The organism is Paenibacillus radicibacter (assembly GCF_024721995.1).
Classification (GTDB): domain Bacteria; phylum Bacillota; class Bacilli; order Paenibacillales; family NBRC-103111; genus Paenibacillus_AM; species Paenibacillus_AM radicibacter.
Genome location: NZ_JANQBC010000009.1, coordinates 229461 through 250762, shown reverse-complemented (window position 1 = coordinate 250762; position 21302 = coordinate 229461). Strand labels below are relative to the sequence as shown.

The 21302-nt window shown below is 39.7% G+C and carries 31 protein-coding genes; 25 read left to right on the top strand and 6 right to left on the bottom strand.

The annotated features are described in order from the left end of the window. The first annotated feature begins 223 nt into the window (after window positions 1–223). The 4 genes from NV379_RS17720 (at window position 224) to NV379_RS17705 (ending at window position 1808) form a co-directional block, all read left to right on the top strand. Window positions 224–445 (top strand): hypothetical protein, encoded by a 222-nt coding sequence (locus NV379_RS17720; RefSeq protein ID WP_258208664.1) that lies wholly within the window; start codon window positions 224–226, stop codon window positions 443–445. Between the two features lie 39 nt (window positions 446–484). After that, window positions 485–991 carry a signal peptidase I gene (lepB, locus tag NV379_RS17715; RefSeq protein WP_258208663.1) on the top strand — a complete coding sequence of 169 codons (507 nt, stop codon included), beginning with the start codon at window positions 485–487 and terminating at the stop codon, window positions 989–991. Between the two features lie 128 nt (window positions 992–1119). Continuing rightward, window positions 1120–1482: a glyoxalase superfamily protein gene (locus tag NV379_RS17710; RefSeq protein ID WP_258208662.1), complete on the top strand. Its 363-nt coding sequence runs from the start codon at window positions 1120–1122 to the stop codon at window positions 1480–1482. 26 nt (window positions 1483–1508) lie between these two features. Then, on the top strand, window positions 1509–1808 hold the full coding sequence (locus NV379_RS17705; protein ID WP_258208661.1) for an RNA polymerase alpha subunit C-terminal domain-containing protein: 300 nt from the start codon (window positions 1509–1511) through the stop codon (window positions 1806–1808). A gap of 65 nt (window positions 1809–1873) precedes the next feature. Here NV379_RS17705 and NV379_RS17700 read toward each other — a convergent pair whose 3' ends face one another. After that, window positions 1874–2956, bottom strand: coding sequence for a hemolysin family protein (locus tag NV379_RS17700; RefSeq protein WP_258208660.1), 1083 nt, complete (start codon window positions 2954–2956; stop codon window positions 1874–1876). 58 nt (window positions 2957–3014) lie between these two features. Beyond that, entirely contained in the window at window positions 3015–4328 is a 1314-nt protein-coding gene (locus NV379_RS17695) for a hemolysin family protein (protein ID WP_258208659.1), read from the bottom strand. A gap of 190 nt (window positions 4329–4518) precedes the next feature. Between NV379_RS17695 and NV379_RS17690 the strand changes: the two genes are divergently transcribed. From NV379_RS17690 to NV379_RS17660, 7 genes are all read left to right on the top strand, one after another. Beyond that, on the top strand, window positions 4519–5331 hold the full coding sequence (locus tag NV379_RS17690; protein WP_258208658.1) for a GNAT family N-acetyltransferase: 813 nt from the start codon (window positions 4519–4521) through the stop codon (window positions 5329–5331). Further along, the gene (locus NV379_RS17685; RefSeq protein ID WP_258208657.1) at window positions 5328–6233 is read left to right on the top strand and encodes a P-loop NTPase family protein; all 906 of its coding nucleotides are present in this window, start codon (window positions 5328–5330) and stop codon (window positions 6231–6233) included. Before NV379_RS17690 ends, NV379_RS17685 begins: the two co-directional genes overlap by 4 nt. A gap of 67 nt (window positions 6234–6300) precedes the next feature. Next, the gene (locus tag NV379_RS17680; RefSeq protein WP_258208656.1) at window positions 6301–6831 is read left to right on the top strand and encodes a P-loop nucleotide/nucleoside kinase family protein; all 531 of its coding nucleotides are present in this window, start codon (window positions 6301–6303) and stop codon (window positions 6829–6831) included. A gap of 23 nt (window positions 6832–6854) precedes the next feature. Then, window positions 6855–7421 (top strand): HAD-IA family hydrolase, encoded by a 567-nt coding sequence (locus tag NV379_RS17675; RefSeq protein WP_258208655.1) that lies wholly within the window; start codon window positions 6855–6857, stop codon window positions 7419–7421. Window positions 7422–7615: 194 nt separating this feature from the next. Then, window positions 7616–8101 carry a GNAT family N-acetyltransferase gene (locus NV379_RS17670; protein WP_258208654.1) on the top strand — a complete coding sequence of 162 codons (486 nt, stop codon included), beginning with the start codon at window positions 7616–7618 and terminating at the stop codon, window positions 8099–8101. 16 nt (window positions 8102–8117) lie between these two features. After that, window positions 8118–8648 carry a P-loop NTPase family protein gene (locus NV379_RS17665; protein WP_258208653.1) on the top strand — a complete coding sequence of 177 codons (531 nt, stop codon included), beginning with the start codon at window positions 8118–8120 and terminating at the stop codon, window positions 8646–8648. Continuing rightward, complete coding sequence (locus tag NV379_RS17660; protein ID WP_258208652.1) at window positions 8645–9553, top strand: serine hydrolase domain-containing protein; 909 nt, start codon at window positions 8645–8647, stop codon at window positions 9551–9553. Before NV379_RS17665 ends, NV379_RS17660 begins: the two co-directional genes overlap by 4 nt. Window positions 9554–9579: 26 nt before the next feature. Here the strand turns inward: NV379_RS17660 and NV379_RS17655 are convergent, their stop codons facing one another. After that, window positions 9580–9846: a type II toxin-antitoxin system RelE family toxin gene (locus tag NV379_RS17655; RefSeq protein WP_258208651.1), complete on the bottom strand. Its 267-nt coding sequence runs from the start codon at window positions 9844–9846 to the stop codon at window positions 9580–9582. Further along, window positions 9830–10066 carry a hypothetical protein gene (locus NV379_RS17650; protein ID WP_258208650.1) on the bottom strand — a complete coding sequence of 79 codons (237 nt, stop codon included), beginning with the start codon at window positions 10064–10066 and terminating at the stop codon, window positions 9830–9832. Before NV379_RS17650 ends, NV379_RS17655 begins: the two co-directional genes overlap by 17 nt. Window positions 10067–10157: 91 nt before the next feature. Here NV379_RS17650 and NV379_RS17645 point away from each other — a divergent pair, with 91 nt between their 5' ends. From NV379_RS17645 to NV379_RS17625, 5 genes are all read left to right on the top strand, one after another. Continuing rightward, the gene (locus NV379_RS17645; RefSeq protein WP_258208649.1) at window positions 10158–10706 is read left to right on the top strand and encodes a nucleoside/nucleotide kinase family protein; all 549 of its coding nucleotides are present in this window, start codon (window positions 10158–10160) and stop codon (window positions 10704–10706) included. Between the two features lie 123 nt (window positions 10707–10829). Then, window positions 10830–11234, top strand: a complete 405-nt coding sequence (locus tag NV379_RS17640; RefSeq protein WP_258208648.1) for a GNAT family N-acetyltransferase — start codon at window positions 10830–10832, stop codon at window positions 11232–11234. Between the two features lie 23 nt (window positions 11235–11257). After that, window positions 11258–11755: an NUDIX hydrolase gene (locus NV379_RS17635; RefSeq protein ID WP_258208647.1), complete on the top strand. Its 498-nt coding sequence runs from the start codon at window positions 11258–11260 to the stop codon at window positions 11753–11755. Window positions 11756–11769: 14 nt separating this feature from the next. Next, a complete protein-coding gene (locus tag NV379_RS17630) occupies window positions 11770–12291 on the top strand; it encodes a hypothetical protein (protein WP_258208646.1) in 522 nt (173 codons plus the stop codon). 3 nt (window positions 12292–12294) lie between these two features. After that, the gene (locus NV379_RS17625; RefSeq protein WP_258208645.1) at window positions 12295–12714 is read left to right on the top strand and encodes a GNAT family N-acetyltransferase; all 420 of its coding nucleotides are present in this window, start codon (window positions 12295–12297) and stop codon (window positions 12712–12714) included. Window positions 12715–12719: 5 nt separating this feature from the next. Here the strand turns inward: NV379_RS17625 and NV379_RS17620 are convergent, their stop codons facing one another. Then, window positions 12720–13967, bottom strand: coding sequence for an MDR family MFS transporter (locus NV379_RS17620; protein WP_258208644.1), 1248 nt, complete (start codon window positions 13965–13967; stop codon window positions 12720–12722). Window positions 13968–14075: 108 nt separating this feature from the next. Here NV379_RS17620 and NV379_RS17615 point away from each other — a divergent pair, with 108 nt between their 5' ends. The 7 genes from NV379_RS17615 (at window position 14076) to NV379_RS17585 (ending at window position 18811) form a co-directional block, all read left to right on the top strand. Beyond that, window positions 14076–14279 (top strand): hypothetical protein, encoded by a 204-nt coding sequence (locus NV379_RS17615; RefSeq protein WP_258208643.1) that lies wholly within the window; start codon window positions 14076–14078, stop codon window positions 14277–14279. Continuing rightward, the gene (locus NV379_RS17610) at window positions 14276–14920 is read left to right on the top strand and encodes an NUDIX hydrolase (RefSeq protein WP_308860302.1); all 645 of its coding nucleotides are present in this window, start codon (window positions 14276–14278) and stop codon (window positions 14918–14920) included. Before NV379_RS17615 ends, NV379_RS17610 begins: the two co-directional genes overlap by 4 nt. Before the next feature lie 120 nt (window positions 14921–15040). Continuing rightward, window positions 15041–15472 carry a hypothetical protein gene (locus NV379_RS17605; protein WP_258208642.1) on the top strand — a complete coding sequence of 144 codons (432 nt, stop codon included), beginning with the start codon at window positions 15041–15043 and terminating at the stop codon, window positions 15470–15472. Between the two features lie 289 nt (window positions 15473–15761). Then, window positions 15762–16223: a DIP1984 family protein gene (locus NV379_RS17600; protein WP_258208641.1), complete on the top strand. Its 462-nt coding sequence runs from the start codon at window positions 15762–15764 to the stop codon at window positions 16221–16223. Window positions 16224–16546: 323 nt separating this feature from the next. Continuing rightward, window positions 16547–16912 (top strand): zinc ribbon domain-containing protein, encoded by a 366-nt coding sequence (locus tag NV379_RS17595; protein ID WP_258208640.1) that lies wholly within the window; start codon window positions 16547–16549, stop codon window positions 16910–16912. A gap of 6 nt (window positions 16913–16918) precedes the next feature. Beyond that, complete coding sequence (locus NV379_RS17590) at window positions 16919–18076, top strand: purple acid phosphatase family protein (protein WP_258208639.1); 1158 nt, start codon at window positions 16919–16921, stop codon at window positions 18074–18076. A gap of 54 nt (window positions 18077–18130) precedes the next feature. Beyond that, on the top strand, window positions 18131–18811 hold the full coding sequence (locus NV379_RS17585; RefSeq protein WP_258208638.1) for a GNAT family N-acetyltransferase: 681 nt from the start codon (window positions 18131–18133) through the stop codon (window positions 18809–18811). 5 nt (window positions 18812–18816) lie between these two features. Here the strand turns inward: NV379_RS17585 and NV379_RS17580 are convergent, their stop codons facing one another. Then, window positions 18817–19755 carry an AEC family transporter gene (locus NV379_RS17580; protein WP_258208637.1) on the bottom strand — a complete coding sequence of 313 codons (939 nt, stop codon included), beginning with the start codon at window positions 19753–19755 and terminating at the stop codon, window positions 18817–18819. A gap of 165 nt (window positions 19756–19920) precedes the next feature. On the opposite strand from NV379_RS17580, the gene NV379_RS17575 reads away from it, so the two are divergent. Both NV379_RS17575 and NV379_RS17570 read left to right on the top strand, forming a co-directional pair. Beyond that, window positions 19921–20778 (top strand): hypothetical protein, encoded by an 858-nt coding sequence (locus NV379_RS17575; RefSeq protein ID WP_258208636.1) that lies wholly within the window; start codon window positions 19921–19923, stop codon window positions 20776–20778. A 42-nt stretch (window positions 20779–20820) separates the two neighbouring features. After that, window positions 20821–21270 (top strand): hypothetical protein, encoded by a 450-nt coding sequence (locus NV379_RS17570; RefSeq protein ID WP_258208635.1) that lies wholly within the window; start codon window positions 20821–20823, stop codon window positions 21268–21270. Window positions 21271–21302: the final 32 nt, after the last annotated feature.

The window sequence follows — 21302 nt, the reverse complement described above, 5'->3', positions numbered from 1 at the left end:
TCAAAGAGGATAAGATAGAGTAGTTGATTGAAGCAAGAAGCCTGGCGAGAGATCGCTGGGCTTTTTGTTTGGAGAGAAATGGAATATACTAGATGTAGTATGAAGTAATTACTAGATGACAGGTGAGTCAATTAAGAATGAAAGGCAGTTACACGATAAATATAGAGATAATTTAACAGGCTATAATCCCCAAAAGTAGGTGGAGGATCTGACTTTTAAAACGTTGAAGGGGGTTGTACTTGTAATAACTGCTGTTATTTTGGTCTTTTTTTTGTTTAGCTATTATTCATACAGCAAGGTAAAAGTGAACAATGCAAATGCTGAACAATTTAAGAAAGATTTAATCGAAGCTGTCAGCACGAAGAAAGATTTTGATATAAAAGATGTGGCTAGGTTTAGAATAGAAGATAAGATATTGAAATTGAAGGATACTAGTATGAAGTAATAATAAAAGAATATTTGGTATTAATAGAGGAGGATTATCATGAAAAAATTTATCAAAAACTGGCTGCCAAGCATCGCAATTGCAATTGTTCTATCCTTATTCATCCGTACATACGTAGCCGAGGCTATGCATATCCCGACAGGTTCCATGATCCCTACACTTCAAATTAATGATCGAGTTGTAGTGGAAAAATTTCCTTGGGAAACGGAAATAAAGCACGGAGATATGGTCGTGTTTCACCCTCCTGTTAAAGGCGAAGAAGACAATCGCTATGTGAAAAGATTGATCGGCCTTCCAGGTGATAAGATTCTAATTAAAGATGGAGAACTGTATCGCAATGACGAGAAGCTCGATGAGCCTTATCTTAATGAAAGAATGACTTATAATTTCGGACCGATTATGGTTCCGGAAGACAGCTATTTTTTCCTTGGGGATAATCGTAATATGAGTTTGGATGGTCATCTATGGGACGTACCTTTTGTTAAAAAGGATAAATTAATTGGTAAGGTTATGTTCAATATTCCATGGCATTATATTAGTCAATAGGAATGAGGCTAGTGCATGTCTACAAGTAACCCTTTGCAAGATTGCCTTTCAGAGATAGGTCAACGTTCATTTATTGGTGATCGATGCCTGCTGCAGGCGTGCAAACGGCTTTTATGGAGGTTAGCAGAATGAAGCTTCAGGAAGTTGTACCGATCTTACGGATATTTGATGTCGCGAAGGCGAGAGAATTTTACTTGAATTATTTAGGATTTGAACCCGATTGGGAGCATCGATTTGAGGAACAATTGCCGCTCTACATGCAAATTTCAAAGAATGGGCTGAAGATCCACTTAAGTGAACATTATGGTGATTGCAGTCCGGGGGCCGCGATTCGAATTCAAGTGGATGGCATTACAGACTTACATAAGGAATTGATCGGTAAGCAGTATTCGTATTCACGTCCAGGGATAGAGCGTACCCCTTGGGGGAGTGAAGAGTGCTGTGTTATTGATCCTTTTGGAAACCGAATCATTTTCTATGAATATATTTAACTGGAAAAGAAAGCAGGCGTTTAATCGTGACAACTTCCAATAAAACTTTGCGGACTTGCCCGAAGGGACATCAATATGATAAAAGTACGGACTGTCCAACTTGCCCAACCTGTGAGCAGGAACGTAAACCTGCTGATGGATTTCTTTCGGTGCTGTCAGCACCACCGAGAAGAGCATTAGAGCACAACGGGATCACAACAGTAGAACAATTAGCTTCCCATAGTGAAAAAGATATCATGAAATTCCACGGGATGGGACCCGCGTCGTTACCTAAGCTAAGAGCAGCATTGCAAGAAGCGGGATTAGCTTTTCAACAACATCCCTAATCAGAAAAAAGCCTTCACATCCCTAATGAATAGGGATGGAAGGCTTTTACTTTGTTCATTTACGGCTACAATCTTGCTCGATGTGGTGGGATCTTAATTTGTATACTTCGATAGGATTCATCACGAATATCCCCAACGATTTCTTCAAGAATATCTTCCATCGTAACCAGTCCCACAATCGTGTTCGTATCATTCAGGACGACTGCCATATGAACGCGAGTTTGCTGCATTTTGACAAGAACGTCTCTAATAGATGATTGAGCAGAGAGTCTTGGCATTTCATGAATGAAATGAGCCAGTACGCAAGTTCTGCCTGCTGCTATAGCTGTTAGCATTTCTTTCGCGTTCAGATAACCTATATATTCATTCGGTTTCTCATTACAGGATACAGGGTATCTGGTGTAGTCATAATCGTTCAGGAATGCAATCACATGATCGGTTGTCATGTCTTTTCTAATCGAAATGATTCTTTCCTGTGGGATCATGATTTCGTGCAGCTTCCGTTTATCAAAAGCGATAATATTGTTCAAATAGTCATGCTCGGTTTTATTGATCTCACCGCTCTGATAACTTTGATCCGCGATCCATTTGATTTCTTCTTCGGAATGAACCGAATCATGACCAGATGGCTTAATGCCAAAGATTCTGAGGAGCAGCGTAGCCGATCCATTTAATGCTTTAATGATTGGGCTTGTTACTTTACCGAACCAATAGAGCGGCGGTGCTAATAGAAGTGTCATTTTCTCCGCATATTGAATCGCAAGGGTCTTAGGAGCTAATTCCCCAACTACTACATGCAGGAAGGTAATGAGTGATAACGCAATACCGTAAGAAAGTACAGTTGCAAGAGCAGCAGGTACTTCTAAACTTACGAATAGCGGGTGTAAAATGCGCTCTACAGTAGGTTCTCCAAGGGCACCTAGAATAAGTGCTGTGATTGTAATCCCTAGCTGGCAGGCGGATAGATAATAGTCCAGTTCTTGAGCAACTTTCTTCGCTAGAACTGCTTTTTTATTGCCTTCTGCAACTAACTGATCGATTCGCGACATTCTAACTTTGAGAATTGCAAACTCTGCTCCAACGAAAAAAGCAGTTAACGCGATAAATACAGCAACTAAAATTAAATTAAGAACAATTATTCCGTCCAATGTTTCCCTCAGGCTGAGGGTTCACCTCCGTAAGTATGTGGTCTTAGTTGATCGTATATTAGTCGTTCTGGACATGTGTAAGCTTCAATATGACTTGCTTAATCTGAAGGTTATCGGTCTCTGATACGATCCAAGTATGATCTTCATGATCGAGTATCTCACCTTCATCAACTGCTCTACCTTTACGATATTGAATCCAACCACCGATCGTATCAATTTCCTCTTCATTTTCGAAAATAAACCCGAACTGCTTCTTCAGTTCTTCTAATAGAACTCGTCCATTAATTAAGTATTCGTTCTCCGATACTTTCTGGATATCCGCTTTTTCATCTATATCAAACTCGTCCCGGATCTCGCCAACAATCTCTTCGAGAATATCTTCCATTGTTACAATTCCTGAAGTTCCACCATATTCATCAATAACTAGAGCCATATGCACGCGTTGTTGTTGCATGATCTTCATCACTTTTTGGATGGGAACAGCGTCTAGTACGATAGGCATAGATCGAACAAATTCTTCAAGTTTGCGCTCTCTGCCTGCTATGATATGGGGAAGCATTTTTTTCACGTTCACAATTCCGATTACTTTATCTTTATCGTTGTTCATGGTGACCGGATATCTTGTATAATTATATTTATCTAGAATCTCTATGATTTCTGAATATTTCATATCTTTGTCTAGAACGACTAGATCCGTACGTGGAACCATAATATCTTTGGTGTCACGCTCATCAAATGAGAAGACGTTCTCCATGAAAGTCAGCTCAGTCTGATTGATCTCTCCGCCTTGGTAACTTTGGTTCATAATAATACGCAATTCATCCTCAGAGTAGACATGATCATGACCGGCAGGCTTTACTCCGAAACCTCTAAGTATAACACGCGAAGCTCCATTTAATGCCCATATAAAAGGATACATGACTTTCCCGAACCAGTAGAGCGGGCCAGACAACATCAATGTCAGTTTTTCGGAAAACTGAATCGCGAGTGTCTTGGGAGCCATTTCACCTACTACAACGTGAAGAAAAGTCACGAAAATAAAGGCGATGGCATAGGACGCGATAGAAGAGACTGACGCCGATACATTGAATAAATCGAAAAGTGGATACAACAAGCGCTCCACAGTTGGCTTACCAATAGCACCTAATCCTAGCGCTGTTATCGTGATTCCGAGCTGGCAGGCGGATAAATAGTAGTCTAAGTCGCTTGCCACTTTCTTAGCTATAATCGCTTTCTGGTTTCCTTCTGCAATAAGTTGATCAATTCTAGAAAGCCGAATTTTGACAGCGGCAAACTCTGCTGCAACGAAAAAAGCGGTTAGTCCAATTAATACTGCAAGAATGAATAAATTTGTTAACGTGATTATGTCCAATTACTTCCCTCGATTGAGGGATTCACCTCCGTATGTAGTAGCATCTAAGTGTTAATTTCTAACAGAGAACTATAACTCCTTTCATTGTATGAATTGGCAAAAGTATACCATAGATTGGATTGCATCATCCAGTTTTGGGTGTCTTGATTGACGTATTGTATGAGATTAATAACAAGAAGGAGCAAAAATGATGAATTCTGTACTTACTGAAACATTGATTAAGAAGATTGAGCAGTCTGAGATGGATTACATGTATGATCGCGTAACAGCCATTCAAGAAAGGCCAGGGAACCCTGAAGGAATTGCAGTTCAAAAGTTCGGCAACGCCTTATGTTTATATAGTCGAACAATGCCTTGGGCGGCGTTTAATACAGTGAAGGGATTCTCAAGCAGCGACGTTGATAGGATCAATCAGATTATGGATTACTACATAGGAAGAGGAAGAAAAGTTCAATTTGAAATTGTTCCTTCTCTTGTTGATCAGAATGTATTGAAGCATTTATCAGAACGTGGGTTGTATCAATCAGGTTTTCACACTTCTGTATATACAGAGTTAACAGCGAGTAATGTTAACGTGCAGGTTCCTTCTGAGTACATAGAAATAGAAGAATTACAAGAGAATCAGATGATGACTTATGCATCTATCCATTGCAGAGGAACAGGATTGTCTGATGACGGAATACCGTATGTCGCCGCGAATAATCAAGTCTTGTATAACCGACCAGGCTGGAAATTCTTCATCGCCTATTATCAAAAGAACCCAGCTGCAGTTGCGGTCATGTATACGAAGGATACGACAGCTTCATTAACATTTGCAGCTACATTACCCGAGTATAGAAATCTAGGATTACATCAACTACTCATCAAAAAAAGGATTGAAGAAGCAAGGAAAAGTAACTGTAAACTTGTTGTCAGCCAGTGTGCATTCCTATCACAGAGCCATAGAAACATGGAGTGTGCTGGAATGAAGATAGGGTATGTAAGGACAACGTGGACTTCATGAGAAAAATCTTCATTGTGGGAATTGTGGCAAGTGGCAAAACTACTTTAGCGAAGCAATTATCGAAGGATCTTAATATTACCTGGTATGAACTCGATAGCGTTGTGTACCACAAAACAGAAGCGGGTAGGTATAAACGTACAGCAGAAGAACAAGTTCAAGTTATTCAGGATATTGATAGTCAAGGTGCATGGATTATGGAAGGGGTGGATCGCGATTCTTACCGCTGTTTATATGAGATGGCGGATACGATCATCTTCCTTGATCCTCCGCTGTGGAAACGCCGACTACGGATATCAACGCGATTCGTTAAACAAAGGCTTGGTATAGAGAAGTGTCATTACAAACCGAACCTTACGATGTTGAAAAATATGTATAAGTGGACGAGAGATTTTGAACAGAGCCGAGCGGGGTTTGAGGAAAGATTGAAATTACACAATGATAAGGTCATTCGATTGATGGACAATAGAAAATTGGACATTGATGTATCGAGTGATTTTAATCAAATCAAGAGGCGCTTGTTAAGACGAAATGTATGGCTCTTAACTCTATCACTACTTATTGTAATTGGTATTACTGTTCTATCCCTTATTCAATTCGGCAGTAAGGTGATGTCCAGTGCATGTGGTAATAAGATTATTCGTAATCTGAATCAACCCGATGGTGGCCATTTTACAGCTGTTTATTATGAAAGAGATTGTGGGGCTACAACAGGGTTCAGCTACCATTTGTCCGTAATTGAGCAAAGCAGTGAACTTGCAAATGTGACCGGGAATGTGTACATTTCCGATAGTGAATTTCAGATTAGCTGGCATGATTCAATAAACTTAAGCATTCAAGGCAGTTCGGGTGATAAATTCAAAAAGATGGCTAATATGAACGGAATCATAATCAAATATGAATGAAAGGACTAGCGTATATGAAGTCAAAAATTGAAGAGTAGAAGTTATTATCTTGATTTGGAGGGTGTGTATGTTCTTCGTTCAGATGTCAGGATTCCCGGGTTCAGGGAAGTCAACGCTCTCGAAGCGGATTAGTCAAGCAACCGGAGCAATTGTAGTCGATCATGATATTATGAAGACAGCATTGATGAATTCACTTGATTCCGTTAGTGCTGAGATTGATGCAGGTCAGGCAGGTCGTATTTCGTACGATATCGAGTGGTCGCTGATTGATTATTATCTCTCATCAGGGTTTAGTGTGATACTAGATAGTCCATGCCTTTATCCAGAAATGGTTGAGAAGGGGGAGTATCTTGCAACTAAGAACAATGTGAAATATAAATATGTGGAGTGCTACCTAAATGATGTAGATATCATTAGTGCCCGACTGAAAAGCCGTATTCGGATGAGAAGCCAGATTGAAGAGGTAAGGTCTATTGAGGGCTTTAATCGAGCGGTGAATGGCAGCGCTAAGCCGAAAGAACATACGTACATCGTTGTGGATTCTTCAAATCCCTTAGATACTTACCTAGAGAAAGTCATGAAATATGTGAGAGAGTAGTGGAGAAAGAGAGAGTGAGAATGATGAACATACTATGGGATTTCGACGGTACATTGTTTAATACGTACCCTGCATATACAGACACGATTTATGAAGTATTAGAAGGGCAAGCTTCTAAGCAAGAGATTATGTCTCATTTAAAAATATCTTTTTCACACATGGAGAAGCACTATCATTTAACTGAAGTTCATAAGACCAAGATCTTGGAACTGAAGAAAAATTTCCATCCTTCGCAGACACCACCGTTCCCTTTTCTTGAAAAAGTGCTGCAATCTGCGGATAACAATGTGATTATGACGCATAAATCTCGCAAAGGGGTAACGGAAATTTTATCGTATTATGGTTGGTTGGATTATTTTCAAGAGATGGTTACTAAAGAAGACGGTTTCCCTAGAAAGCCAGATCCGGCCTCATATATCTATTTACATGACAAATACAAGTTAGATCTAGCAATAGGCGATAGAGAGCTTGATATTCTACCTGCGAAAGCGATTGGTATCCAAACATGTTTGTTCCAGAATAATACGCCAGGAGCGGATTATTATTTAGCGAGTTATGAGGAATTTGAAAAGATAATGAAGCTGAACTGAACATCTAACCCCGATAATGATCTTCCCATACCTTACTTCTGTTCAAATCGAAATTCGGAGTCACGACCTCAGAGTATAAATTAAGCAAAACGTCGGAATAAGGGGGTGCTTTATGTTAGATGGAGCAATCTATGATTCAAGCTGAATCATGGTTATAACCAATCGTCTAATTCATAGGAAGGGGCAAATGCTGAATGGAAATTATTTTACAGAAATCAGGGTTAGAAGATGCTACACTTATTCACGAGATGCAGATTAAGGCGTTTATGCCGCTACTCGAAAAATATCAAGACTATGAAACAAGTCCAGCTAATGAGACAATTGAACATGTGATCCATCGTATGAATCAAGACTTTACTGATTACTACATGATCAAATGTGATGAAGTACCTATTGGTGCTGTTAGGATCGTAAAGAGGGCGAGTCAGTCGTATCGCGTCAGTCCGATATTTATTTTGGCAGAGTATCAAGGAAAAGGCATCGCACAACAGGTATTTAATCAGATCGAAGAGATTTATTATGATGCGAAAATGTGGGGACTAGGTACTATTTTACAAGAAAAAAGAAATTGCTACTTGTATGAAAAGTTAGGCTATAAACAAGTTGGAGAGATGAAAGAAATTAATGATCGTATGACGATGGTATTTTATCAAAAGGAAGGAAGCAGGAAAATAACTTGAAGACGAGGGAGCTCTTATGCAAATTCATATTCTAGGTGGAGCAGGCAGTGGTAAGTCTTACATCGCGAATGAACTGAGTATCAGATGGAGTATTCCTCACTTCGATATGGACGATATTTACTGGGATAACTCGGTTGAGATGTTTGGGGTGAAAAATCCTGAAGATATAAGAGATCAGAAGCTTAGTAGTATTGTAGATCAGTTCGCATGGATTAATGAAGGGGTCTATATTTCGTGGATGGACCCAAGTTTTGCTTCGGCAGATTACATATTTGTGTTAACTGTACCATTAGAAATGCAAGAAGAGCGGATTTGGACTCGTTATGAGCAGAGAAAATCCGGACTGCTTCCTTCGAAAAAGAAAGAAACAATTGAAAGCGTTCAAGAACTGATTGAATGGAACAGGAATTATAATCAAGTGTCGTTGCAACATTTTCTTAATCACAGTATTTATCAAAATAAGATCGTTACACTTGATGATAATGCGAAGATTTATAAGTATCTTCATGTGGATTTAAATCGTAATAATTGGAGGATACAATCATGAAATTACCTGTCGTACATAATCAGAAGTTTGAATCTTTAGTTACTTATACGAAGCAAGCACAAGACAATTTTGGTGCTTCAGCAGCATCCGTATTGGTGATTCAAGATAATAAAATCGTAACGGAGTGGTATGCAGGACATCATCATTTTAAAAATGGTGCTGTTCAAGTGACATCGGATTCCATGTTCAATCTGTATTCAACAAGAAAGACGTATGTAGGCTTAGCGACAGCTATTGCAGCGGTTGAGGCAAGAATATCGATAGATACGAAAGTAACTGACATTGAATCGGAGTTAAGTGAACAGGATTTCGTAGGTTTGACCCTTCGAGATTTGGCTACTAAATCCAATCTTAAGTATTATGGGGAGAGTCGTATCGAAAGGGAAGAAGTAGCTTGTAAAGTAATTAAACGGCTTACTGGACATACGATTGCTGAGCTTATTCATAGGCGTATTCTCACACCATTAAATTTAACACATTCGCAGTGGGCAACAGTTCCTTCTGCTAACTTGGTATGCGATTTTCAAGCAGGTAATGGTTATGCTTCCGTTCGGATAGAATCGGATGAGGGTCATGAGAGAAACTTATACACCAGTGCGCGTGACTTGGCAATGTGGGGCAATTTGTTCCTAAACAAAGGAATGTTAAATGGTGTGGAGTTGATTCCAAGTCAGGTTTTTGATGTGATAGATCAATTAAGACAGGACACAGAGGATAAAAGTCGTATCTTAGGTTGGTATCATAAAAAGCATTGGTACTACGCAACAGGAGCAGCTGGTTGTCATTGTGTAGTTGTACCTGAACGAAATGCGGTTGCTGTAAGGATGCTAAATCGATACACGGATAAGTATGCGGAGGATCAGGTTATTTTTAATGAGATGTTATTTGATTGTCTGAATTCCTAACTTGAATTGAAAAGTAGTAGACAAAATCAAATTTTATAAACATCTCCGCGAGAACCGATTCTGATTACATATATTAATATTTCTTGCTTAAAAACTGTATAAATAACTCTATAGCTACCGACCCTTAAGCGATATTCATCAGAAGTTCCTTTCATCCTTTTAATATCAAGCTCGGGATGATATGGATCTTCGCTGAGTATTTGCAAGCTGTGAACTATTCGTAGTCTTGTTGTTTTGTCTAATTTCTGGAGGTACTTAAATGCTTCTTTATCAAACTCAATTGAGTAGGTCATTTACTACATCCTTTAATTTTATTGTATCACCTCGTGTAAATGCTTCCTTAGCCTTTTTGATAACATCAAGATCATCCTGTGTAGTTGGTTCATCATCCCATGGTATTTCTCGCTGTGCAGATTTGGATACTAGATTTTCCAAGTATTTTGCAGCTTCTGGGAGGACATCATCAGATAATTTTTGAATGAGTTTGTTTAAATCTTCTTTGGTTATAGCCACAACTTCACCCCATTTGTTAAAGATCTATACAAACATTATACCACTATTGAAATGGATAATTACATGATATAAGTTGCGGAGTGTTATAAAAATGAATAATAATAATCTCATAATCATTTCAATCTCAGGTGTTTCAGGCGGAGGGAAAACAACTGTCGTTACGCATTTGAATAAAGTACTTGCCAATTCCAAAGCACTATACTTTGACGATTATGAATTTGAAGGTCCTAAAGACTTTCGGGATTGGATAGATCGAGGGGCTGATCGTAACGAATGGAACATCACCCCTTTACTTGAGGATATGGGAAAAATAACATGTTCGGAGCATGCTGAGTTCCTATTGCTGGATTACCCATTCTCAAGATTACATAACCAATTACCATTAATTGATCTATCGATTTTTATTGATACACCTCTGGATATCGCGATGGCAAGAAGGATATTAAGAGATCATAGCCATTCTGACACTCAAGTTATTATGGATGAGATGCGTAACTATCTATCTGGTGGAAGACGCGGTTATGAAAGTATGTTACGAACGATTAAACCAGATTCGGACTTGATCATAGATGGGACTCTTAGTGTAGACACAATTGTTGCTCGGATACTCGAAGAAATTTCGAAGAGATTCAATGAGTAATAGGAAAATATATAACATCAAACTGGGTATTGGAAATGGTTAATTGATATTTAGTTTGAGCGTTATCTTGATAGGATTGATTGTTGGAGTCATTTTTTTATAAAAGTGAGGTGACTAAGCACTATGATTATCAAATATGCAACTGATAACGACTATACCTACATTTTGGAGCGGGACAAGCATATTGTGGAGGAGCTAATTAAGCGGAAGATCGACAATCAAGAGATTCTGATTATAAGAGATTTTGATACTAATATCGGCTGGATGCGTTTCGGATACTTTTGGGATAACACACCGTTTATGAATATGCTGTGGATCAATGAGAGCCATCGGGGGAAAGGCATAGGCAAGCAAGTGGTACTAGAGTGGGAGAAGATCATGCGTGATAGAGGGTTTAAGTTGGTCATGACTTCAACGTTATCTAATGAAGATGCACAGCATTTTTATCGGAAAATGGGTTATCGTGACGCTGGTTGCTTATTGCTTGAAAATGAACCTCTTGAAGTGATACTAACGAAGAAGCTGTAATTGCTTGAAAGGATGATATATCAATGAACAAAACCATCTATGCGGACTGGAACGGACATAATATGAAGTTAACTTGGATCCCAACTGATCAGCAGCCAGAAGCATGTAAAGTAACAAGCGTACACGGATATTGCTTCCATGATGACAAAGTAATGTTGGTTCATGTAGCAGGTAGGAGCTTTAATATGCCAGGCGGGCATGTAGAGCAGGGCGAGACACCTGAACAAGCTTTTCATCGTGAAGCAATGGAAGAGGGATCAGTGGAAGGTGACATACATTACTTAGGTATGATTGAGGTTAGTTCGGAGGAAAATCCACTGTATGACCCGAAGGGTAAGTATCCGTTAATTGGTTACCAATTGTTCTATCGAATGGATATTACGAAGTGTCATCCTTTTAGAAGAGAACATGAAACAACTGCGCGAATTTGGGTTGAACCAAGTGAAGTTCCTTATGTGATCGAAGATCATGCGTTAGCATTGCTTATCTTAGAGAAAGCGAGTGAATGTGTTAAAACTTAGGAGGTGCAATTGCTTTGATGATCTTTTTCTTCGTCATCGTAATGGTAATGGTTCCGATTATGTTCGGGATGGTCAAGTTCGTTAAACCTTCTAGTGCTTTTAAATACTTATCTCAGCAATTATGGTTTCAGAGCTACTGGAAGACAGGGTTACTTGTTTTTGCTGGGAATTTAATTTTACTATTTGGTATTAGTGGATTGTTTATGTTGAATATTATGTTGAACATACCGTTCTTGCACTGGTTATTAGCTATCCTTGGGATTGTTATTAGCTTCTGGTTCTGGATTCAGATTGGAAAAACATGGAGTGGAGCTTATCGCTCTAGAATATGGGTTGCTAACATCGGGGCTTTGTTTTATTGGCTGCTTTGTGGGATTCTTCTGTATTCACTCTTTACACTTAAGCCGCAATTTCCAGGAGATGATACATTTATGGTTGCATTCGGATATTTTTTAGGAGCTTCGATTTCATTTATGGCAGCAATCATGTGTATCCTAACCATCCTGTATTGCAAAAAGGAAGTAAGCGAGGTTTAAATTATGAAAATATCAATTGCTGACTCATCGTTGGGATATGAGATTACATCATTTTTTCAAAAGAATGTCTTCGTATATAACGATGGTATACCTAACAGAGAATTCTTATGCCCAGATGGAGCATTTGCGGCTGCTTTAAGAAGGCAAGTTGTTGTAGCGATAGACAATAATCAGATCGTCGGAGCATTACGATTTTATCCGAAGAAGTCTACTCAGACGATTTCACTGTATCAATTCGCCATCGTTTCGAGTCACCAAGGGCAAGGTTTACTGGGGAAAATGCTTCGGATATTAGGTGATTATCCAATTGAGGTTCTGTGCCCAATATCTTCTACATTGAATAATTATTATGAGAAAAGTGGCTGGAGACTCAAAGAAACGAAGAAGATTAATAACATTTGGGAATGGCAAAGCGGTGAGTAAATTAGTTACCCACCACTAGGCTTATCCTTATACATACGAAACAATTGAATATAGAGCACTGCACTTACCAGCGCACTTAGCAAGATCAGCGTGAAAACTCCCATAGAAGGTATCCAATTCGATAAGAATACGGTCATCGGGGCTAGGAACTTTCCAATCGTATACTGCATACTATCTGCACCCATATACTGCCCTCTTGCATCCTCTGGTGCGTAGTTACTGATAAAACTTTGCATAACTGGAGAGCGTACCAACTCACCGAAAGTGAATATAATCGTCACGAAGACTAAATACCAGAAGTTCGTATATAGTCCGACCATGAATGTCCCAACTCCTGCAAGCAGCGAGGATAGTACGAACACATTACGCTCTTTCCATTTCCCGAACCATTTGGTGACTGGGAGCACGAACAAGACGAACAATAAGCCGTTAAGCCCGATTAGCCAACCGAAAATTTCTGTACTGGACAGTATGAATGCCTCTCCATTCCATGTGAATAAGGATTGTGCAGGAACGTGGTTAATTATGTACACTGGCAAGTACAGGTCTAATTGCATAATCGCAACTAACGCGAAGATCCCTGCCAAGATGTAGACGAGGAATATTTTATCTTGAAAAATAGTCCTATAGCTCTTCAACTGCTCTGTGAATAACTGTGGTATCGTTGTCGGCTTCGCATTTTGCTTGGCAGCGTCTGGAAGGGTTTCTTTTATCATAAAATAGATAGCGATGAAGTACAGAAGTAAGACCAAGGAACAAGTCCACAACAATTCTTGTCTATAATTGAAAAAGAATATGGCTCCGAGCGCTGGCCCGAGCACAGCTCCGATATTGTTAGCCGTCGTAAACGTGGCGAATACTTGCCGACGATGCTCAGAAGGTACGAGATCTGCCACCATTGCGGCACTTGCAGGGCGATAGATCGATCCCCCAATCCCAATTCCGATAAAAGCTACATAATCCAGCCAAGGGGATGGTGACATCGCAAACGCTGCGAACATCACGGTCTGTAGGATTGCTCCGAAAAGCATAACGGGCCTTCTTCCTAAGCGATCTGCTAAGCCGCCTCCAATTAAACCTCCGATCATACTAAATATAGGCGGGACTGTCATCAGTGCACCTGCGATATGATTACCGAGCGCCTGGCCGAAGTAGACGGTGATAAACGGGAAGTACATCCAGAACAGCATATTGAATAAGCCATCACCAAGCAGTCGAACTTTCAGATTATTGTCCCACAAACGAATTTGCATATAAATCACCTCTACTCAAAATCAAGTAAAGAGAACTATATATGAAGTTGTCGGAAAAGTATAGACAAATTTTTGGTGTTCAAAATGGTTTGTTCGGGGGGATATGCTGTGAAGAAAAGGTACGAACGATCACTAATTACCATCTTGTTAACTACGAGCTTATTTTTCGTCATTTCCGTTCTGCAGGCGGTGGTTACAGCAAGTAGAGAGTTTTATTTTCTAGTGGTATTCTTTGGGTTGTTAGCCCTATTCTTTATGGTACTTGCGATATTAATTGCACTTGATCTATCTTTAAAGACGTCCACCGGGTGAAAGGGACTGTCGTATTTATTAAAGAGGATATCATCAGCGTAATTAAACCAGACGGTAAGCTTAGACGCGTACAAATTCCAACAGAGGAAGAACTGAGCCGTTATCACTTGTATCAAGAGGTAGAACTTGTGCTCTCTAGAAGAACGAGTGTGTTGAATGAAATCATTATATTGAAACAAACTGAACAACAACTTGGAGGTCATCTTATGTTAAGAGTTAATGTAGCATCTGTACTTATTCATAATGCAGAGGGAAATCTATTAATCGTTAAGAATGTTCGAGGTGAGTCGTCTTACTGGAGTCCACCAGGTGGTGCGGTTGAGGATGGGGAGACGCTGGAGGAAGCTGCTGTACGTGAAGTGAAAGAGGAGACAGGGTATAATGTTAGGATCACTGGACTTCATTCCATTAGAGAAGCGTTATTTACCGAGCGTGGGCATCACGCGCTGATTATTTCTTTTACAGGGGAAATTATAGGCGGGACGATAAACATTCAAGATCCTGATGATGATATTCACGAAGTCCGTTGGGTTGATCATTCAACGGCGGAGAGCTTGATGCCTGAGTTAATGAAGAAGTTGCAGTTGAACAATGATTCCATTAAAACTCAGGCGTTCTATTCCTATGAGGGTAATGTGTGAACATATGAAAGCAGCAGGCATCAAGCGAACAGCTTGGTGCTTTTTTTGTAGGTAATTGATACATGACCCAACTTAGATGGTATAATAATCCAAACTACTTGCGAATGAGGATTATTCCATATGAAGATTAGGACTGAAAATCAGTTTGTTCAATATGTTGCGAAGCGGTATGAAGCTAAGTATGGGAAGAGGCTTGATATGACTTCTCGTACATTTTTAAAAGATGTAGGAAGTTCAATAGAAGATCAGGCTAATTTGCTCTACGAGATTGCTATGGAACTAAAGTATCCGATTAGCAGGGAGTATTTGATAACTTTTTTGGAAAAAGGAAACTTTATTCTGAGCGATTACTATTACGAATTGAATCGACTTTTACATACGAAACAAAGAACGCTCAAGATCAAGCTGTACTATATGATCGTATTATTGATGGTCATCTTAGTTGTCTATTATCTGTTTGAAGTGAATATCTTGCTTGTGGTTGTATGCAGTTCAATCGGTTCAGGGTTGTATGCATATATTGCCGTGTTGCGACAGCAGAATGCAGTGTAAAGGGGTACAAACAACATGGGAGTTCTCATCAATTGTAAAACATGCGGTGGTACAGTTTCTTCTACAGCGAAGATGTGCCCACATTGCGGCGAAAGGTCGCCAGAACCATTAGCAGATAAAATCAGGTATTCATTAATTGCCCTTGCAGGATTAGGATTTGGCGCGATAATTGCCTATTTGGTTTATAAAATTTTCGCGTGATTCGTATTGTGCATGAACGAGTACCTGTAGAATTTGATAGAATAGGGAAATAGACTAGATGCGAAAGATTGATAAGGGGGATCATCAGATGAGGCTTGCAGAGGCACTTGTATTACGTGCAGATTGTCAGAAGCGAATTGCGCAGTTGAAACAGCGGCTTGAGAGAGTTGTAAAAGTTCAAGAGGGTGAGACACCTGCAGAGGACTCGAATTCACTCCTTGCTGAACTAGAAAAAGTAATTCAAGAACATTCGATTTGGGTTCGCAAAGTAAACAAAACAAACTCGTTAACGCCTTATGATGATAAACTTAGCTTGACCGATGCACTAGCACAGCGCGATCAATGGATGCAGCATCGTAAAATATTGAGTGATCTACTCGATCAATCCACGATCAAACAAGAGAGATATTCACGTTCCGAGGTTGTATATATCCGTACAATTGATGTTGCTGCTGTGCAGAAACAAGTGGATGACCTATCCAAAGAATATCGCGAAATTGACTTGAAGATCCAAGAATTGAACTGGACAGTTGATCTGATCGAAGAATAGCAATCGAAGTAGGTAGCTAATCCGAATAAAGGCGAGCATGACCCCTCCAACGGGAAGTTGGAAACCTGAATGGACGCCGGGCCATGTCCAAACCATGACGAATTAGCCCAGCATTGTCACACGTGTGAAAGCACTGCATCATGTACCTATTATTGTTACTACCAAATGCTGATTTATCGGATAAGCGAGGGCGGGATTGGGGATTTAGATTGCTTTTCGACAATTACATATTCGAATTACAACATCTGCAATAGATTATTGCAGATTTTTTTATTGGTATTTGTGTTAAAATTTATGTGAAAAGATAGGAGGGGATGAGCTAGATGATTGAATGTCCTTGGTGTAACAAGAATGTTGAAGTGTATGACAATATTTGTCCCAACTGCAAGCAAGAAGTACTGCCAGATCAAGAACTACATAATACGGATGTGTATACGAATCATTTGAGTATCCAGGACATGATCCAAGATAAGTTCAAATGCGCGAAGTGTAAGTGCGAAGAATGCAGAATTAAAGAAGTAGCAATGACGGGTACTGGACTCAGCAAGATGTTTGATATTCAGCATAATCATTATTTGTTTGTCTCTTGTATGAACTGCGGATATGTGGAGATGTATGATCCTGAAGTTCTGGAAGGGAAGAAGACGGGGAAGCTTGGGACGGTGCTAGATATATTGTTTGGGGGATAGTGTGAAATGATGAAGATCGTAAAAGGACCTTATCTACAACGACCTACTATGGACTCCATGACCATTATGTGGGAGACTTCAGAGCGCACATTCTCAAAAGTAGAAGTGCTACAAGCGGAGCGAATCCACAGTGGTCATCAAGGCAACTACAAGCAACCAGAACATATCATCAGATCTATTACGAATGAAACATCAGCACTAATTCATGAAGTAACTATAGATAATCTAGAACCGAGTACCATCTATTTTTATAAAATATATGCCGGTGATTCGGTTGAAGGTGGCCCTTTTCCCTTCAAAACAGCAGTACGAAGCGGAGAGTCGTTTTCCTTCGCAGTAACGAGTGAAACAGGTGGATATAGTGGATTTGATTCGACGGATGGACAGATCAATCGGAATATTTTTAAACAGATGAGTCGTTATCGACCTGATCTTGCATTGTTTATAGGCGACGTTGTAGATGATGGTCAGCGGTATGAGGATTGGGAACAATATTTCTTTGGACCAGGTAAAGAATTGTTCCATTCTACACCTGTGTTTAGTTTTTTGGGAAATCATGAGAATCAAGGGTCTTGGTATTATGATTTTTTTGCATTTAATCCTCCGAAAAATTATTATTCCTTCGATTATGGGGATGCTCATTTTATTTGCTTAGACGCTACAGATTTCATCCCATCTGAAACCTATCCGCATCTTAACGGTCAACTGCACTGCGTTAATCCTCAAATTGATTTCTTATTAAGTGATTTACAAGCGACAACTGCCAAATGGAAAATCGTATATTTTCATTACCCTCCTTATGTGTCAGGCGGTTATCAAGTGGAAGATTTGAGAGTGCTTAGTCCTTTCTTTGAGCAATATGGTGTGGATCTGGTATTTAACTCGCATACGATTATCTACGAACGAAGTCATCCACTTCGTGCTGGGCAAGTCGATTTTGAGCAAGGAGTCGTCTATATCGTGGCAGGTGGAGCTGGGGCAATGGAGAATTGGTTACTGCCTAAACGCGAATGGCATACATCCCAAGCAGTAGCAGTTCCACATTTTGTTCAGGTCGTCGTGACTTCAGATCGATTGGAAGTACGTGCTATAGATGAAGAAGGTAGATTGTTTGATACATTGCAAATTAGGAAATCAGTGGAAGGAAAGAAAAGCTTTTTCTAAAACGTAGATATTCGTACCATGATTTACATTAATGAGAGGAGTGTGATTATACCCTTGTATAACGATCATGAACTAATCCAAATCCAAGCTTCAACCTTGTACGTGATGAATAAGGACAATCGAATCGTACGCATTAATGAACAAACGGAGTTGCAACCTCCAGCACTCTTTATTGGAAAGACGAAGAATTCCTCCGTTATTCATTTTCGCGATGATATTCCTCAATATTTATTAGATGAGATTCAAACATTACCCACAGATCCATTGCCGATTATCGATTATTGTAAAATAGTAGAAAAACACCAGAAAGTGAAAACGATCTGGGCAGGACCTGCATATTATTTTTCAACAAAAGAGACCCTTGAACACCTAGATGAAACGATACTTATTGACGATTCGAATAAGGCGTTATTACGACCGTACTTCAATCATCTAACGTCTGAACTTAGTTTGCGCGAACCCGTTGTCGCTTATGTTGTCAATGGTGAAGCAGTATCCGTATGCTGTAGTGCTCGTCGATCGAAACAGGCAGCAGAAGCAAGTCTAATGACTGCTGAGCCATTTCGAGGTAAAGGATACGCAGCAAAAGTAGTTTCCAGTTGGGTACAGTTGATCCTTAAGTCGGGTCTCATCCCGCTTTACAGCACCTCTTGGGACAATATCGCATCTCAGCAAGTGGCGAAGAAACTTGGCTTCGTTCAGTATGGGGTTGATTTTAATATAAGTACAGAGTGATGTTGCTACTTCATGATTATATACAGCAATCCATACAATATAGGTATTGTAACAATGGATAACAGCGTGCTGATCGCAACGCCTGCAGCAGCATACGAAGAGTCTTCTCGGTACTGATGTGCAAAGATTGAGATCGTAGGTGCTGACGGCATACCGGCCAAGATGACAGCAACTGTTAATAGCTCGAAAGGGACTGACAGCCAGTAGAATGGTAGCAGTAATAAGGGAAACAGCATTAATTTGTACAAAGAAGCAAGCCAAAGATACCGATCCTTCACAAATTGTTGAAGCACTTTGGCATTCATTCCCCCGAGCAGTACGCCAATTAGGAGCATGGACAATGGAACCGTTGGCTTACCCAGCATTTCCAATGTATCTTGCAGAACGTGTGGAAGTGTTCCAGGTAAAAGCAATAAGATTAGACCAAGAAGAGTTGCAAGTATACCTGGATTGAAGAAAACTTTACGCCACTGAATGGTTTCAGCTGCCCTCGCGAACAAGTAAATGGCATATGTCCATATGAAGATGAGATAGACGAAGTTGAATAAAGTCGCAAGTAGAACCCCATTTTTACCGAATAGAAGATAACTAATCGCCACTCCAAGAAATCCCTGATTCCCGAATATCATGATACCTTCAAGCGCATTTCTTCTAAGCTTTCCTGCACGTAATCGCCTCACGGTCAAGAAGGCTATAATAGATGAAACGGTTAGAATCGAGAATGACATTAGAGATAGCCACAGAAAATGCTTCAGACTTGTAATTGAAAAAGGAATATCCATCCCATACAGAATGAGCGCGGGAAGGGTCACATATAGAATAAGTGAAGTAAGGACACCTTCACTTCCACTTTGTAAGATACCTTTTTTACGAAGCAAATAACCAAGCAGTCCAATCATATACATAAGTACGAGTTCTTGTATAAATGTGAGCATAGAGAACATGAGCCACTCCCCCTTGGTAAAGCGTATGAAATAGGGGAGAGATGGGTGAATTACCTTTATTTTTAGTATTTGGTATAATTGATTTATTAATGGGATTTCATGTGGTATGGTTGATGGATTGGACTTTAGCAGCCAAGAATATACATACACAAGGAGTCGACAATCTTGAAAACCAAATTGAAAATGTTCATTACTTTGTTCATATTATTAGCGCTTACTGCTTGCGGTAACAATCAACAAGCTGTCTCACCAGAAAGTCTAACACCAACTACTACGAATCATCCACAAACTTCTAATGCAGTATATAGTCCAGATCGTTTTACAGATGAGATCCCACAAGGTGAGTGGTTATGGCCTGTTGTAGAATATGGTGCCCAAATTCCAAAGCATTGGACGCTCACACGTACATACCAAATGCCTCATTCAGATGCTCAAATTGTATTCTATTCAAATCCAAATGCCCCTTCCGAAGTGCAGGGATATTTGAAAGGTAGCGCAGGATTATCTGAACTTGGAGTGTATTCTAGCTCAGATGCGGATCGGATTCAAATTACACCACTTGATTATGTTAAAGGGAAGAGTTCGGGTGTCACGATCGACAGACCAAAGGGATATCCGTCTATCTATGAAGTACCAATCCTTCTAACCTATAACAACGGCAGTGGCATATGGAGAATTATCGATTTCGAGGGCCATCGTGCCGAGCCAATGGATTTGGATGGTGATGGCGTACCAGAGTGGGTTGGCAATCATACGGACTGGGTGCCGCCAATGGTTGAGATCACGTATTGGGTACCTGAGAAGGATAACTTTATAAGGACTGTGGTGCAATTGAATTCAAATAATTATAAAGATCATACTGACCAATTACCTTCTTATTCTTTACTATTAGAAGATAAAGGTAAAAGTATAATGCAACTCGGTAATGAGAAGGTATATAGTTTTGTTGCATTTGATCATGGTGTATTGAAAAAGTATCATCCAAAGGACACTCGAAATCGAATGTATGAAGAGCAGAAGTAGATTCTTTTGAATAGCATCCATCAATCTAGAGGAGGTCAGCTTATGACAAATAGGAATGAAGAAGAAACAGCCACGAAATCGATGCGTATCGGATTGTACACAATAAGTAAGATCTTAACGGCGATTGTGTCGAGCCTCGTACTTAGTATCTGGTTTTCTTCTGGAAATAGTGACAACTTCATTATCTTTTTGGTTGTTATTACTCCTATTTATTTCATTGGTGGCATACCGATTTCCATATTGGTGGATGTTCTTACTCGCAAACTTACATTAAGCAACATCTACAAGTATTTATTTTCATTGTTGCTATATGCACTTGGTGGGTTTGTCGTTATGTTTATTTTCATGTTGATTATTTCGAGTAATCGATCCCCTTTTTCTGAGTTATTGTCATTCACATTCTTAGGTGTAGTAGCTTCGATTTTCGGATACCATGTGCTACTAATCGTAAACGCTCTCTTAAACCGATTGTTTGTTTCTGATAAGAATTGAGTAGAGCAACACTTTATTCAATTGAGTCAAGA

Excerpts from the sequence above, each read along its gene's own strand:
- NV379_RS17690 (WP_258208658.1), top strand. The coding sequence starts at position 4,519 with ATGAATTCTGTACTTACTGAAACATTGATTAAGAAGATTGAGCAGTCT.
- NV379_RS17625 (WP_258208645.1), top strand. The coding sequence starts at position 12,295 with ATGAAAATATCAATTGCTGACTCATCGTTGGGATATGAGATTACATCA.
- NV379_RS17710 (WP_258208662.1), top strand. The coding sequence starts at position 1,120 with ATGAAGCTTCAGGAAGTTGTACCGATCTTACGGATATTTGATGTCGCG.
- NV379_RS17605 (WP_258208642.1), top strand. The coding sequence starts at position 15,041 with ATGAAGATTAGGACTGAAAATCAGTTTGTTCAATATGTTGCGAAGCGG.
- NV379_RS17595 (WP_258208640.1), top strand. The coding sequence starts at position 16,547 with ATGATTGAATGTCCTTGGTGTAACAAGAATGTTGAAGTGTATGACAAT.
- NV379_RS17665 (WP_258208653.1), top strand. The coding sequence starts at position 8,118 with ATGCAAATTCATATTCTAGGTGGAGCAGGCAGTGGTAAGTCTTACATC.
- NV379_RS17640 (WP_258208648.1), top strand. The coding sequence starts at position 10,830 with ATGATTATCAAATATGCAACTGATAACGACTATACCTACATTTTGGAG.
- NV379_RS17670 (WP_258208654.1), top strand. The coding sequence starts at position 7,616 with ATGGAAATTATTTTACAGAAATCAGGGTTAGAAGATGCTACACTTATT.
- NV379_RS17680 (WP_258208656.1), top strand. The coding sequence starts at position 6,301 with ATGTTCTTCGTTCAGATGTCAGGATTCCCGGGTTCAGGGAAGTCAACG.
- NV379_RS17645 (WP_258208649.1), top strand. The coding sequence starts at position 10,158 with ATGAATAATAATAATCTCATAATCATTTCAATCTCAGGTGTTTCAGGC.
- NV379_RS17620 (WP_258208644.1), bottom strand. The coding sequence starts at position 13,967 with ATGCAAATTCGTTTGTGGGACAATAATCTGAAAGTTCGACTGCTTGGT.
- NV379_RS17590 (WP_258208639.1), top strand. The coding sequence starts at position 16,919 with ATGATGAAGATCGTAAAAGGACCTTATCTACAACGACCTACTATGGAC.
- NV379_RS17685 (WP_258208657.1), top strand. The coding sequence starts at position 5,328 with ATGAGAAAAATCTTCATTGTGGGAATTGTGGCAAGTGGCAAAACTACT.
- NV379_RS17570 (WP_258208635.1), top strand. The coding sequence starts at position 20,821 with ATGACAAATAGGAATGAAGAAGAAACAGCCACGAAATCGATGCGTATC.
- NV379_RS17660 (WP_258208652.1), top strand. The coding sequence starts at position 8,645 with ATGAAATTACCTGTCGTACATAATCAGAAGTTTGAATCTTTAGTTACT.
- NV379_RS17635 (WP_258208647.1), top strand. The coding sequence starts at position 11,258 with ATGAACAAAACCATCTATGCGGACTGGAACGGACATAATATGAAGTTA.
- lepB (WP_258208663.1), top strand. The coding sequence starts at position 485 with ATGAAAAAATTTATCAAAAACTGGCTGCCAAGCATCGCAATTGCAATT.
- NV379_RS17600 (WP_258208641.1), top strand. The coding sequence starts at position 15,762 with ATGAGGCTTGCAGAGGCACTTGTATTACGTGCAGATTGTCAGAAGCGA.
- NV379_RS17580 (WP_258208637.1), bottom strand. The coding sequence starts at position 19,755 with ATGTTCTCTATGCTCACATTTATACAAGAACTCGTACTTATGTATATG.
- NV379_RS17655 (WP_258208651.1), bottom strand. The coding sequence starts at position 9,846 with ATGACCTACTCAATTGAGTTTGATAAAGAAGCATTTAAGTACCTCCAG.
- NV379_RS17675 (WP_258208655.1), top strand. The coding sequence starts at position 6,855 with ATGAACATACTATGGGATTTCGACGGTACATTGTTTAATACGTACCCT.